Genomic DNA, 13,771 nt, shown 5'->3' with positions numbered 1-13,771 from the left:
GTTGTTACACGGCCTACACCACGGTTTCTTTCTGGCTGAACGTCGCGCTGCGCCCGACGCCGTGCGGGATAAACGACAGCAGCCAGCTCAGCAGCGACATCGCGCCGACCAGCACGCCGCGCACCCGCGGCGGCGCATAGTCCGCCATCCGCAGGTAGCCGCGGAAACCCAGCGCCAGCACGTCGCGCAGGCTGTCGATCGGCTTGTCCTCAGGGAATCCGTCCTGCCACAGCGCCCAGGTATCGGCGCGGGCAAACGTGCACTGAATAAAATCAATATGCTGACGGGTGGTCAGCGCCACCATCCGCAGCCCGACCTTGGCGCCGAAGGCGCGCGTCACCACGCAGGGGAAGCTGTACTCCTGCCGGCCGCGCCGCAGCAGCAGCCCGACCTTGTCGCCCTCTTTCAGCCGATCCGGCAGGCGCATCTCCACGCCGACGCCGCCGTCGGAGTAATCGCGCAGCGTGCAGGGATACAGGTGGCCGTCCTCACACGACAGCGCGGCCGGCATGGCGATTTCCACCCGGTGCGACTGACGCACCTGCTTGGCTTCCACCGCCACCGCCACTGCCCCGCCGAGAATGGTCATGTTGTACAGCACCCACACCAGGCTGACGATTACCGTCATCACCTCGTCCGCCGGGCCGTACATCATGCGCCAGATGCCGAAGCACAGGCCGGCCAGGTTCAACAGCACCAGCGCCATATACGGCCGGGTGATCACCCAGTCGACGTGCTCCTCGGCCACCAGTCCGCCCTTGGCGGTGACGTTGAACTTGCCCTTGTGCGGGTTAAACAGCGCCACGGTGGTCGGCCGGGCGATATACCACGCCAGCACCGTTTCGTAGATTTCGCTCCAGAACGAGTGGCGGTATTTGCCCTGAATACGCGAGTTGGTCAGGCTGGAGTGGATCATATGCGGCAGCACGTACAGCGCGATGGCCAGCGCCGGGGCGAAAATGATATAGGCGTGCAGCAGCAGAAACGCCAGCGGCGCGGTCAGGAAGATCAGCCGCGGAATGCCCGACAGGAAGTGCAGCATAGCGTTGGCGTAACACAGGCGCTGCGCCAGCTTCAGCCCCTTGCCGAACAGCGGATTATCCAGCCGGAAGATTTGCACCATGCCGCGCGCCCAGCGGATGCGCTGGCCGATATGCGCCGACAGGCTTTCGGTCGCCAGCCCGGCCGCCTGCGGAATGCGGATATAGGCCGAGGTGTAGCCCAGACGGTGCAGACGCAGCGAGGTGTGGGCGTCCTCCGTGACGGTTTCCACCGCGATGCCGCCGATCTCATCCAGCGCCGTACGCCGCAAAATGGCGCAGGAGCCACAGAAGAAGGTGGCGTCCCACATATCGTTGCCGTCCTGCACCAGCCCGTAAAACAGCGTGCCTTCGTTCGGCGTCTGGCGGAACCGTCCCAGGTTGCGCTCAAACGGATCCGGCGAGAAGAAGTGGTGCGGCGTCTGCAGCATCGCCAGCTTGCTGTCTTTAAAGAACCAGCCCATGGTCAGCTGCAGGAAAGAGCGCGTCGGCACGTGGTCGCAGTCGAAAATCGCCACGAATTCGCCGTCGGCGTGCTGCAGCGCGTGGTTGATATTACCGGCCTTGGCATGCTCGTGCGTCGCGCGCGCAATGTATTTCACCCCCACCTCCTCGGCGAAGGCGCGGAACTCCGGACGGTTGCCGTCGTCCAGAATAAAGATATTCAGCTTGTCACGCGGCCAGTCGATGCCTAGCGCGGCGTAGATGGTCGGCTTCACCACGCTGAGATCTTCGTTGTAGGTCGGCACCATCAGGTCGACCGTCGGCCAGCGGCTACTGTCCGGCGGCATCTCGACCGGCTGACGGTTCAGCGGCCACACGGTCTGGAAATAGCCCAGCACCAGCACCACCCAGGCGTAGGTTTCCGCCACCAGCAGCAGCAGGCCGCAGGTCAGGCTGAGCGGGTCATCCCAGTTCAGCGTGGCGGTATAGCGCCACCACAGATAGCGGCAGGAGACGGTCAGCGACAGCACGATCAGCATCAGCGCCGGCAGACGCCCCGGCACCCGCCGCACCACCAGCGCAATCCCCCACAGCAGCAGCACAAACACAAACTGCGCCGACAGGTCGAACGGCTGGGAGATGCACAGCAGCGCCAGCAGCGCCGCCAGCACGCCGGCCAAGATAAACAGGATGCGGCGCACATGGCGGTTCATCCGCCCCAGGCGCGCCGTGGTCCGCTGCTCGACGCCGGCCTCCGCCAGCCGGTGCGGCAGGCGCTGCATCGCATTGAGGTAGCGCAGGCGCAGGCTGCGCCAGCCGCTGAAGGTAAACCGCGTGCGCGGACCGCGTCCGCTGCGAAACAGCAGCAGCCACAGCGCCTGCAGCAGATAGCGCAGCGCGTCGGCCGGACGCGGCCGGCTGGGGGACAGGTGCGGGAACCAGTAAGCCCGGCCGGCGCGGATGCGCTGCCAGGCCGGCGACTCAAAGCGCAGCAGCGTCCAGCCGCAGACCACCAGCAGCGTGGTCAGCAGGGCGGTCAGCGCCGATGAACCGCTGCGCCGGTAGCCGCGATAGCGCGCCTGCACCGCCTGATAGACCGGCGGCATCAACAGCAGGTTCATCACCCGGCTCATGCGGCGCCGTCCTGCAGGTGCAGCAGGCACCAGTTGGCCAGCGTCAGAATTTCATCCGCCGCCAGGCTTTCCGGGCGGTACTCTCCCAGCGGCTGTTTCATCGCCAGCGCCTCCGCCAGCGCCTCGTCGCGGTGCACCATCACCGGCAGCAGGTTAGGCAGGCTCTGCAGCCACAGCTGATGCAGATCCTGCTGCAGCTGGCTGTGCGGGTTGTAATGATTAATCAGAAAATGGCCGTGCGCCGGCAGCGGCTGCTGATGCAGGCGCGTGTGGCAGTTGGCGTCAGGCGTCAGCAGCACCAGCGCCCGGTCGGCGGCGTCAAGCGCCTGTCGCGCCGGCGCATCGTCGCCCGCCGGCACGTCCAGCAGGATCCAGCGATAGCGCCCGGCCGCCTGCAGCTGACGGATCTTTTCCCGCCACGAGGCCGGCGGCAGGTTACGCCGCTCGGCGGCGTCCAGCCGGCCGAACGGCAGAAAGTCGAGGTTTTCGCTATAGCGCATCGCCCCCTGCCGCCAGTCGTCGCCGTCCAGCTCCGCACGCGCCCAGCCGCGCGCCAGCGCGAACGGCGTGTTGAAATGCAGGCGCAGTAAATTATCCGCCGAGCAGTCAATCGCCAGCACCGATTCGCCCAATTGCTGAAATGCCCAGGCCAGCGCCGCCGTTACCGACGTCGTTCCTATTCCGCCCCGCATCCCCTGCAGCGCAATTACCGGCATAAATTAGTGACTCCCTGATTCTTTGGACAATTCATCCAGCAGCGGCCAATGCGCCATCGTTTGCATTAAACGTTCCTGCTGCAAAATATCGATATAACGTAATGGGGGTAAGGAGAAAGCGTGACGCAGCGCCTGCAGGTCATCCGGCATTTCCGGCGATAAATCCGCATCGGTGCGTATTAATTGATTATCCATCCTGCGCTCTCTGAAAATAGGCTAAGATTACATAACTATAGCAATGATATGGAAAGAAATGCCCAATAAGATGAATCCTAACGGACATTATTGATCGGGTGGTGAATTTGTTATTATTGATGGCAATGTTACAATCGTTTATTAGTTTAATCCAGTTGCCAGTTATTGACCCGCGACGCTTTCAACGAAAGTAGAAAAACCTATGGCGCACTCTTTCTCATTAGGAATACGACAGATTTGGGAAGAACTTTCTGTCATGCAGTCCCCTGGATTTTATTGGATTAATAGCGACCGCCAACTCGACGCCAACCTGCTTTGCCGTCAGATCATCGCCGCGCAATCCGCCGACAGCCGCGCCGCCTTAATCTGCAGCGGCGAGCGACCCGACGCGCTGCTGAATGACCTGGCGTCGCCGGCGCTGCACAAGCTGCCGCTGTACACCCTGCCGGAAAAAAAAGCCGCGCTGCTGAGCCTCAGCGACGATCTGACGCGCGCGCTGAAACCGCGCAACCGCCTGCTGATCCTGCTGGCCCACGCCAGCCTGTGGCAGACCTTCACCCGCGACGAAATTCACGCCTGGCTGCGCGAACTGGGCCACTGGCTGCGCCGCCGCCAGTGCACCCTGGTGGTGCTCAGCCACGGCAACGGCGTGAATAAACTGCGTGGCCAGCTGGCGGCGCAGCACCGCGTGCTGGACGGGCTGGCCAACCTGCAGTGGCAGCAGGACAGCGCGCAATACCTGGTGAACTGGTGGGGGACGGCAAGCGGCGTCAACGCCAACCAGCTGCTGACGCTGTACGCCGCACAGCAGGGCTGGCAGGGGGAAGACGACCAAAAACCCGTTCCCAGCGCCGCGCGCAACGACGACCACCTCTATCTGGCGGAGCAGCGCGTGCTGGAAGGCGCGCCGCCGCTGTCAGCCAACTGGCAGCTGCTGGCAAACAACGCCCAGCTGGCGCAGCAGGGCATGCTGATGCTGTCCGCCACGCTGGTGTTCGCCCTGTACCACAGCGAAGAGATTGAGACGCTGGCGCAGCAGATCCACAGCCTGCGCCGGCAGCGCGGCAACGGGTTGAAAATCGTGGTGCGCGAAATGCGCGCCAGCCTGCGCTACAGCGACGAACGCCTGCTGCTGGCCTGCGGCGCCAACCTGATCGTACCGCACGTCGCGCCGCTGTCGCGTTTTCTCACCATGCTGGAAGGCATCCAGGGGCAGCGCTTCTCGCGCCACGTGCCGACGGATATCGACGTGCTGCTGTCCGGCCTGCGTCCGCTGCAGTTGAAGGGCTACCTGCGTCCCGATGACTTCACCGCGGCGGTGCATTCGCTGATGGGCAATACCCTGCTGCCGGAAGACGGCAAAGGCGTGATGGTGGCGCTGCGTCCGGCGCCGGGGCTGCGCGCCGAGCAGGCGATGACGCTGTGTCAGCTGCGCCGCTTCGGCGACGTGATGACCGTAGCGCAGGGACGGCTGCTGCTGTTCCTTTCCACCTGCCGCATCAACGACCTGGACACCGCGCTGCGGCATATCCTGCGCCTGCCGGTGGAGGAAGCCTTCAGCAACCGCGTGGTGTGGTATCAGGACGCCGATATCAACTCGGAAATCAAACGCATGGCGCAGGGCATCGCCGCCCCCGCCCGGCAGGAAACGCCGATCGTCGCCGGCGCGGCGGCGAAAAGCGCGGACGCCGCGCCGCCCGAGCGCCGCCGGCCGGTCGCCATCACCCTGTCCGCCGCTCAGGAGAAACCGGCATGATCAATCTGGACGACATTGTGCAGCTGGTGCTGCTGTGCGCCATTATCTTTCTTCCCCTGGGCTATGCGCTGCGCCGCCGCTTTCCCCACGGCTGGCGGAATATGAAAAACCGTGTTCTTTCACCGCGTTACCTGCAGTCGGCCGGACTGTGGTCGCGCGACGGTTCCACCTCTCAGATTAAGCGTAAGAAACCGCAATGAACGATAAAAACACGACGCACACCACGCACGCGCTGTGGCGCTACTGGCGCGGTCTCGGCGGCTGGAACTACTATTTTCTGATTAAATTCGGCCTGCTGTGGTTCGGCTATCTGAACTTCCACCCGCTGGCCAACCTGGTGTTTATGGCCTTCCTGCTGATGCCGATCCCCTCACTGCGGCTGCACCGCTGGCGTCACTGGCTGGCGGTGCCGATCGGCATCGCGCTGTTTTATCACGACACCTGGCTGCCGGGCCTCAGCAGCATTCTCAGCCAGGGCTCGCAGCTGGCCGGCTTCAGCGCCGACTACCTGCTGGAACTGGTAACGCGCTTTATCAACTGGCAGATGGTCGGCGCGGCCTTTGTGGCGCTGATCGGCTACCTGTTCCTATCGCAGTGGGTCCGCGTGACGGTGTTTACCGTCGCGGCGCTGGTGTGGCTCAATCTGCTGGCGGTCGGCGGCCCGGCGTTTTCGCTGCTGCCATCCGCTCCCAGCACCGCCGCCACGCCGCCGCCTTCAGCCACGCCGACACCCGGTGCCGGCGAGGCCGACGGTCAGCAGCCCGTCGCCAGCGGGCCGCCGACCAGCGCCAATCTGACGGCCTACCTCGACCAGTTCTATCAGCTGGAGAAAAAGCGCGCCACCGCCTTCCCGGCGTCGCTGCCGGCCGATGCCCAGCCGTTCGACCTGCTGGTGATCAATATCTGCTCGCTGGCCTGGTCAGACATTGAGGCCTCCGGGCTGCAGAACCACCCGCTGTGGTCCAAAATGGACATCATGTTCGACAACTTCAACTCGGCGACCGCCTACAGCGGCCCGGCGTCGATTCGTCTGCTGCGCGCCAGCTGCGGCCAGACGTCGCACCGCGACCTGTACCAGCCGGTGAATCAGCAGTGCTATCTGTTTGATAATCTGGCGAAACTTGGCTTCAAAGAGCAGCTGATGATGGACCACTCCGGCGTGTTCGGCAACTACCTGAAAGAGCTGCGCGAGCAGGGCGATATGCAGGCGCCGCTGATGTCGCAGGCCGGCATCGGCAATGAGCTGGCCTCGTTTGACGGCGAACCGATTTACAACGACCTGCAGCTGCTGAACCGCTGGCTGGAGCAGCAGCAAAACGGCGGCGAGGCGCGCACCGCGACCTTCTTCAACCTGATTCCGCTGCACGACGGCAACCGCGCCGTCGGCTCGAAAAAGACCGCCGAATACGCGCCGCGCGCGCAGCAGCTGTTCGATCAGCTGAACACCTTCCTCGACCAGCTGGAGAAATCCGGCCGTAAAGTGATGGTGGTTATCGTGCCGGAGCACGGCGCGGCGCTGGTCGGCGACAAAATGCAGATGTCCGGCCTGCGCGATATCCCCAGCCCGAGCATCACCCATATTCCGGTCGGCATTAAGCTGGTCGGCATGAGCGCGGCGCACCCCGGCAGCCCGCTGCAGGTGAAAACGCCAAGCAGCTATCTGGCGATTTCCGAACTGGTGGCGCGCCTGGTCGACGGCAAAGCCTTCAGCGCCGATCGGGTGGACTGGCAGACGCTGACCCAGGGCCTGCCGCAGACCGCGCCCATTTCAGAAAATGATAATGCGGTGGTGATGGAGTATCAGGGAAAAATCTATATTCGCCTTAACGGCGGCGACTGGGTGCCTTACCCGCAATAACGCGAGTCTTAAATAACAAACGGGCGCATACAATATGCGCCCGTTTTATTTTCACGAGGGTAAAAACACGGTTAGGAACATTCTGAATATAAATACTATTTTGCTCTTTGATCGCGTTAAAAAAATAATTACCCTGCTAGCTATCCTGCATGGTTTCGCTATTTATTAACATAAACAGGCGAGGTTATTTAACGTTTCCGCGAGCCGTCAACGTGGCCGCCTCCTTTCTCCGTCCACCGCCGACGGTCTTATTTAACCAGCAGAAGCCGCCGAGGCGGCCCCTGCCTTTTTACGCGGATTAGCCGCGCTCCTCATCCTGATCGACGGCAAAACACGCCACCATCTGCTCGCCATACTGCCGCAGCTGCGGCTGACGCTGCGTGCAGGCGCCGAACGCCCGGCGGCAGCGGGCGTTGAACGCGCAGCCCGGCGGCGGGTTCATCGGGCTGGGCAGCTCGCCGCTCAGCTTGATGCGCTCCCGACGCATGTCCGGGTTCAGGCGCGGCGTCGCCGACAGCAGCGCCTGCGTATACGGATGGCGCGGATTGTTGAAAATGGCGTCCTTACTGCCCTTCTCCACGCAGCGCCCCAGGTACATCACCATCACCTCGTCGGCGATATGCTCCACCACCGACAGGTCGTGCGAAATAAACACGTAGGACAGCCCCAGCTCCTGCTGCAGGTCCATCATCAGGTTCAGCACCTGCGCCCGCACCGACACGTCCAGCGCGGAGACCGGCTCATCGGCGATCACCACGTCCGGGTTCAGCATCAGCCCGCGGGCGATGGCGATACGCTGCCGCTGACCGCCGGAGAACATGTGCGGGTAGCGGTCGTAATGCTCGGTCTTCAGCCCGACCTTGGCCATCATCGCCAACGCTTTCTCCCGCCGTTCGGCGGCGCTGAGCGGCGTGTTGATCAGCAGCGGCTCCTCCAGGATCTGCCCGACCTTTTTACGCGGGTTGAGCGATCCGTAAGGATTCTGGAACACAATCTGGATCTTCTGCCGGCGCAGCTTTTCCGCCGTGGCGTCCGGCTGCAGCAGATCCTGCCCCTGATAAAACAGCTCGCCGTCGGTCGGCGTTTCGATCATCGTCAGCAGGCGGCCCAGCGTGGATTTGCCACAGCCGGACTCCCCCACCACTGCCAGCGTCTTGCCGCGCTCCAGCGTAAAGGAGACGCCGTCCAGCGCTTTCACCAGCTGTTCCGGCGCAAACAGGCCCTTTTTCACCGGGTAGTACTTCTTCAGATCGGTGGCCTGCAGTAAAGGTTGATTCTGGCTCATACGGTCGGCCTCCCCGCATCATCCAGCGGCGTGTGACATTTTACCTGGCGGCCGGGAATGCTGCGCAGTTCCGGCTCCTCATTGCGGCAGCGCTCGTTGGCATACGGGCAGCGCGGGTTGAGCAGACAGCCGCTCGGCCGGTCATACTTGCCCGGCACCACGCCCGGCAACGAAGCCAGCCGCGCCTTGTCGGCGGCGAACTCCGGCAGCGCGCGCAGCAGCGCCTGAGTATACGGATGACGCGGCGCGCGGAAGATTTCCGACGCCTTGCCGGACTCCACCACCTGACCGGCGTACATCACGATAATGTGCTGCGCCGCTTCCGCCACCAGCGCCAGATCGTGGGTAATCAGCACCAGCGCCATATTTTCACGCTGCTGCAGCTCCAGCAGCAGCTCGATGATCTGCGCCTGGATGGTGACGTCCAGCGCGGTGGTCGGCTCATCGGCAATCAGCAGCTTGGGCCGGCAGGCGATCGCCATCGCGATCATCACGCGCTGGCTCATCCCGCCGGACAGCTGATGCGGGTAAACGTCCAGCCGCGACGCCGGGTCGGGGATGCCCACCTGCGTCAGCAAATCGATCGCGCGCTGACGGCGGGTGCGGCGGCTGCCGCCCTGATGCACCTTCAGCGCTTCCATAATCTGAAAACCGACGGTGTAGCACGGGTTCAGACTGGTCATCGGGTCCTGGAAAATCATCGCCACTTCGGCGCCCACCAGCTGGCGGCGCTCTTTCTCGGACAGCTTCTGCAAATCCTGGCCGTTGAACGCCAGGTTATCCGCCATAACGCGGCCGGGGTAGTCAATCAGCCCCATGATCGCCAGCGAGCTGACGGACTTGCCGGAGCCGGACTCGCCGACAATGCCGACGACCTGCCCCTGCTCCACGCTGTAGCTGATGCGATCAACCGCGCGGAACGGCGTGCCTTCGTCACCAAAGTGCACCGAAAGCTTATCTACATTTAATAACGCCATGATCGATTCCTCAGTTACTGCTTGAGTTTGGGGTCGAGAGCATCGCGCAAACCGTCCCCCATCAGGTTAAACGCCAGCACCGTCAGCAGAATCGCCAGCCCTGGGAAGGTCACGACCCACCAGGCGCTTTGCGCAAACTGCAGCACGTCGGAGAGCATCGTGCCCCATTCCGGCGTCGGCGGCTGTGCGCCCATACCGAGGAAACCCAGCGCGGCCATATCGAGAATGGCATTGGAAAAACCGAGCGACGCCTGCACAATCAGCGGCGCCAGACAGTTAGGCAGAATATTGACGAACATCTGGCGCAACGCGCCGGCGCCCGCCACCCGCGACGCGGTGACGTAGTCGCGGTTGACCTCCACCAGCACCGCCGCGCGGGTCAGACGCACGTAGTGCGGCAGGGCGACAAAGGTCAGCGCCAGCGAGGCGTTGACGATCGACGGCCCGAACACCGCCACCAGCACCAACGCCAGCAGCAGGCTCGGCAGCGCCAGCATGATATCGACGATGCGCATGATGACGGCATCCACCACGCCGCCGAAGTAGCCGGCCAGCAGGCCGAACACCACGCCCATGATTAACGACATCACCACCACCAGACAGCCGACCAGCAGCGACAGGCGCGCGCCGTACATCAGGCGCGACAGCACGTCGCGGCCCACGTCGTCGGTGCCGAGGATAAACTGCCAGCTGCCGCCGTCCTGCCAGACCGGCGGCCGGAGCAACGCGTCGCGGAACTGTTCCGCCGGCGTATGCGGCGCCAGGAAACCGGCGCCCAACGCCACCACCAGCATAATGATGATATAGACCAGGCCGACTACGGCCCCTTTATTGCGCTTGAAGTAGTGCCAAAACTCCTGGAAAGGCGTCATGGGCTTCGGCGCGCCGGTTGCTACCGGCTCAGTCACTTGAGTCATTACGGCGCCCCTTATTTCTTGTGTCGGATACGTGGGTTAACCACGCCGTAGAGCACATCTACCAGCAGGTTAACCAGGATGATCATACAGGCGACCAGCAGCACCCCGCCCTGCACCACCGGGTAGTCGCGCCGCTGCAGCGCTTCAATCAGCCAGCGGCCGAGTCCCGGCCAGGAGAAGATGGTTTCGGTCAGAATGGCGCCCGCCAGCATCGTGCCGACCTGCAGGCCGATTACCGTCACCACCGGCAGCAGCGCGTTGCGCAGCGCGTGCACCACAATCACCCGCATGCGGCTGACGCCCTTGGCGCGCGCGGTGCGGATATAGTCTTCCCCCAGCACTTCCAGCATCGACGAACGAGTCATACGCACGATCACCGCCAGCGGGATGGTGCCCAGCACCACCGCCGGCAGGATCATATGCATCACCGCATCGACAAAGTCGCCGGGCTCGCCCCAGAACAGGGTGTCGATCAGCATAAAGCCGGTCAGCGGCATAGTATCGTCAAGGAACACCGTATCGCTGATCCTGCCGGAGACCGGCGTCAGGTTCAGCTGCACCGACACCAGCATGATCAGCATCATGCCCCACCAGAAAATCGGCATCGAATAGCCGGTCAGCGAGATGCCCACCGCGGTATGGTCAAAGATCGATCCCCGCCTCACCGCCGCCAGCACGCCGACCGGAATGCCCACCAGCACGGCGAAAATCATCGCGCAGATGCCCAGCTCCAGCGTCGCCTTAAAGCGCGGCACGAACTCGTCCCAGACGGAAATACGGCTCTTGAGGGAAGTACCCAAATCGCCCTGCAGCACATTGGATACGTAAGTGAAATATTGCTGATAAAGCGGCTTGTCCAGCCCCATTTCCGCCATGATCTGCGCATGGCGCTCCGCGGAGATCCCGCGCTCCCCGGCCATGATCGTCACCGGATCGCCGGGGATCATGTGCACAAAAACAAACGTCAGCAAGGTAATGCCGATAAACGTTGGGATAACTAACCCCAAACGTCGGAGTATGAACTGCAACATATCCCGAACTCTCTGTATAGGCGCCCGACGGCTCATGGTCCGCCGGGCTTATTAAGCTCACAGCTTCTGAAAAGATCCTGGCGGGGACGGGCAGCCGGAACGCAACGCACTGCGCCCCGGCTGATACGCCATCCCCGGCTTAACGGGCCGGATACGTCCGGCCCGCTGCGGCATTAATCCAGGGATACGTTCTCGAAGTGATGTTTACCCAGCGGATCCACCACGTAGCCTTTAACTTCTTTACGCACAGGCTCGAACACGGTGGAGTGGGCGATAATCAGCGCCGGCGCCTGGTCGTGCATCACCACCTGCGCCTGCTTGTAGAGTTCGATACGCTTGTTATGGTCAGAGGCGGCGCGCGCCGGCTGAATCAGCGCTTCGAACGACTTATCGCACCAGCGCGAGTAGTTGGAGCCGTCTTTCGCCGCAGCGCAGCTGAACAGGGTGGCGAAGAAGTTATCCGGGTCCCCGTTGTCGCCGGTCCAGCCCATCATCACCGTCTGGTGCTCACCGTCTTTGGCGCGCTTGAGGTATTCGCCCCACTCATAGGAAACGATTTTCGCCTTCACGCCGATCTTCGCCCAGTCGGACTGAATCATCTCCGCCATGCGGCGGGCGTTCGGGTTGTACGGACGCTGTACCGGCATCGCCCACAGGTCAATGGTGAAGCCGTCGGCCATACCGGCCTCTTTCAGCAGCGCCTTGGCCTTTTCCGGGTCGTAGGCGTAGTCTTTCACCGCGTCGTTATAGCCCCACATGGTCGGCGGGATCAGGTTCTTCGCCGCCTGACCGGCGCCCTGATAGACCGCATCGATAATGGCCTGCTTGTTGACCGCCATGGTCAGCGCCTGACGCACCTTCACGTTATCCAGCGGCTTTTTCTCGACGTTGAACGACACGTAGCCGACGTTCAGCCCCGGCTGTTCCATCAGGTTGATCGATTTGTCCTGCTTCATGCGCGCCAGGTCAGCCGGGTTCGGGTACGGCATCACCTGACATTCGTTTTTCTGCAGCTTGGCGTAACGCACCGAGGCGTCCGGGGTGATGGAGAACACCAGGCGGTCGATCTTCGGCTTGGTGCCCCAGTAGCCGTCGAACGCCTTATACAGGATGCGCGAGTCTTTCTGGTACTGCATCATCTGGAACGGGCCGGTGCCGACCGGGTTGAGGTCGACCTTTTCCGGCGTGCCGGCTTTCATCATGTTGTCCGCATATTCCGCCGACAGAATGGAGGCGAAGTCCATCCCCAGGTCGGCCAGGAACGGCGCTTCCGGACGGGTCAGCACAAAGCGCACGGTGTGATCGTCCACCTTTTCCACCTTGGCGATCAGATCCTGCATGCCCATGCCCTGGAAGTACTCATAGCTGCCGCCGGAGACTTTATGGTACGGATGTTTTGCATCCAGCTGGCGTTCGAAGGAGTAAACCACGTCGTCGGCGTTAAACTCGCGCGTCGGCTTGAAGAGCTTGCTGCTTTGCCACTTCACGCCTTTACGCAGATGGAAGGTGTAGGTTTTGCCGTCTTCGCTGACGTCCCATTTTTCGGCCAGGCCCGGCTCGATTTCGGTGGTGCCGAGCTTGAACTCCACCAGGCGGTTATAGATCGGCACCGAGCTGGCGTCATAGGTGGTGCCGGAGGTGAACAGCTGCGGGTTAAAGCCTTCCGGCGAACCTTCAGAACAGTAAACCAGCGTTTTTGCCTGTACGCTGGCGGCGACGGTCAGCGCCACCAGTCCTATACCGAATTTCAGCATCCCCGATTTGGTCAAGGAACTCGTCATCGTTAGTGCTCCATTTGTGATGTGATGTGTGTATACCCGTCACGTTTTCGCTGGCCGGTACGGCGGCGGCTCTTACCCGGCCCACTGCCTGGGCAGTGCGCCGTTCTGAGGTGCCGCGATCCTGCAGCATGAAAGCGTGGGGGGTTAATGTCCGCCAGACCTGTATTTTTTTATTGCGCGGTCTGTGCGGCGGTCAGGGTCAGAGATGAGCCGGATGGAACGCATCCGGACATAGGCGTCTAAGCGGGTGGTCGCCACTCAAACAGCTCTCGCTCTAACCCCTAAGGCTATCAAATTACCAACTGTTGAGGGTGGCGTCAATATAACCAGTGGGGTTTTACGCAGACTGTGAGAAACAGCAAACAAACATAAAAAAAACCATTTCTTAACAAATACAGCATGAAACTTGTGCTACCCGTCAATTTACAGTGTGATTCCCTAGGTAACAAAATTTAACCAGCGTTAAACTCCGGGAAAAAACTAAAAAAGTTTGTAGCTAAATGCTGAAAATATGAACGGTTATTTTTACGATTGTCTGCAAAAGCAGAATGAAATGCTGGAAATTACCTCAAAAGGGTGAGTCCGATACGCGCTTTTTTCGCGCCGCGCGGCAACCTCCAGGGTGGGGAAAGGCGGGC

Annotated in this window: 11 protein-coding genes; 3 read left to right on the top strand and 8 right to left on the bottom strand. The window is 62.0% G+C overall.

Annotated features, from left to right (window positions below; genetic code table 11):
* Positions 1-13: 13 nt before the first annotated feature.
* From bcsA to bcsR, 3 genes are read right to left on the bottom strand one after another with little or no spacing between them, the layout of a single operon-like run.
* Positions 14-2,617 carry a UDP-forming cellulose synthase catalytic subunit gene (gene bcsA, locus I6G83_RS07725; RefSeq protein ID WP_054307948.1) on the bottom strand — a complete coding sequence of 868 codons (2,604 nt, stop codon included), beginning with the start codon at positions 2,615-2,617 and terminating at the stop codon, positions 14-16.
* On the bottom strand, positions 2,614-3,333 hold the full coding sequence (gene bcsQ / locus I6G83_RS07720) for a cellulose biosynthesis protein BcsQ (protein WP_054307949.1): 720 nt from the start codon (positions 3,331-3,333) through the stop codon (positions 2,614-2,616). The genes bcsA and bcsQ overlap by 4 nt, the downstream gene beginning before the upstream one ends.
* A gap of 3 nt (positions 3,334-3,336) precedes the next feature.
* Entirely contained in the window at positions 3,337-3,528 is a 192-nt protein-coding gene (gene bcsR, locus I6G83_RS07715) for a cellulose biosynthesis protein BcsR (RefSeq protein WP_054307950.1), read from the bottom strand.
* A 202-nt stretch (positions 3,529-3,730) separates the two neighbouring features.
* Between bcsR and bcsE the strand changes: the two genes are divergently transcribed.
* From bcsE to bcsG, 3 genes are read left to right on the top strand one after another with little or no spacing between them, the layout of a single operon-like run.
* Positions 3,731-5,284 carry a cellulose biosynthesis protein BcsE gene (gene bcsE, locus I6G83_RS07710; RefSeq protein WP_062779111.1) on the top strand — a complete coding sequence of 518 codons (1,554 nt, stop codon included), beginning with the start codon at positions 3,731-3,733 and terminating at the stop codon, positions 5,282-5,284.
* Complete coding sequence (gene bcsF / locus I6G83_RS07705) at positions 5,281-5,484, top strand: cellulose biosynthesis protein BcsF (protein ID WP_054307108.1); 204 nt, start codon at positions 5,281-5,283, stop codon at positions 5,482-5,484. Before bcsE ends, bcsF begins: the two co-directional genes overlap by 4 nt.
* Entirely contained in the window at positions 5,481-7,142 is a 1,662-nt protein-coding gene (gene bcsG, locus I6G83_RS07700; protein ID WP_054307109.1) for a cellulose biosynthesis protein BcsG, read from the top strand. Before bcsF ends, bcsG begins: the two co-directional genes overlap by 4 nt.
* Before the next feature lie 298 nt (positions 7,143-7,440).
* Here bcsG and dppF read toward each other — a convergent pair whose 3' ends face one another.
* The 5 genes from dppF to dppA all read right to left on the bottom strand — a co-directional run bounded on the left by dppF (position 7,441) and on the right by dppA (position 13,133).
* Positions 7,441-8,427: a dipeptide ABC transporter ATP-binding subunit DppF gene (gene dppF, locus I6G83_RS07695; RefSeq protein ID WP_015344102.1), complete on the bottom strand. Its 987-nt coding sequence runs from the start codon at positions 8,425-8,427 to the stop codon at positions 7,441-7,443.
* A complete protein-coding gene (gene dppD, locus I6G83_RS07690; protein WP_054307110.1) occupies positions 8,424-9,404 on the bottom strand; it encodes a dipeptide ABC transporter ATP-binding protein in 981 nt (326 codons plus the stop codon). Before dppD ends, dppF begins: the two co-directional genes overlap by 4 nt.
* 14 nt (positions 9,405-9,418) lie before the next feature.
* Positions 9,419-10,321: a dipeptide ABC transporter permease DppC gene (gene dppC / locus I6G83_RS07685; protein WP_015344100.1), complete on the bottom strand. Its 903-nt coding sequence runs from the start codon at positions 10,319-10,321 to the stop codon at positions 9,419-9,421.
* A gap of 11 nt (positions 10,322-10,332) precedes the next feature.
* Positions 10,333-11,352, bottom strand: coding sequence for a dipeptide ABC transporter permease DppB (dppB, locus tag I6G83_RS07680; protein WP_054307111.1), 1,020 nt, complete (start codon positions 11,350-11,352; stop codon positions 10,333-10,335).
* A gap of 173 nt (positions 11,353-11,525) precedes the next feature.
* Positions 11,526-13,133 (bottom strand): dipeptide ABC transporter periplasmic-binding protein DppA, encoded by a 1,608-nt coding sequence (gene dppA / locus I6G83_RS07675; protein WP_015344098.1) that lies wholly within the window; start codon positions 13,131-13,133, stop codon positions 11,526-11,528.
* Positions 13,134-13,771: the final 638 nt, after the last annotated feature.

Origin of the sequence: Serratia rubidaea (genome assembly GCF_016026735.1) — a bacterium.
Lineage (GTDB): Bacteria > Pseudomonadota > Gammaproteobacteria > Enterobacterales > Enterobacteriaceae > Serratia_B > Serratia_B rubidaea.
The sequence above is the reverse complement of the archived record's forward strand: the minus strand, read 5'-3'. Positions and strand labels throughout refer to the sequence as shown.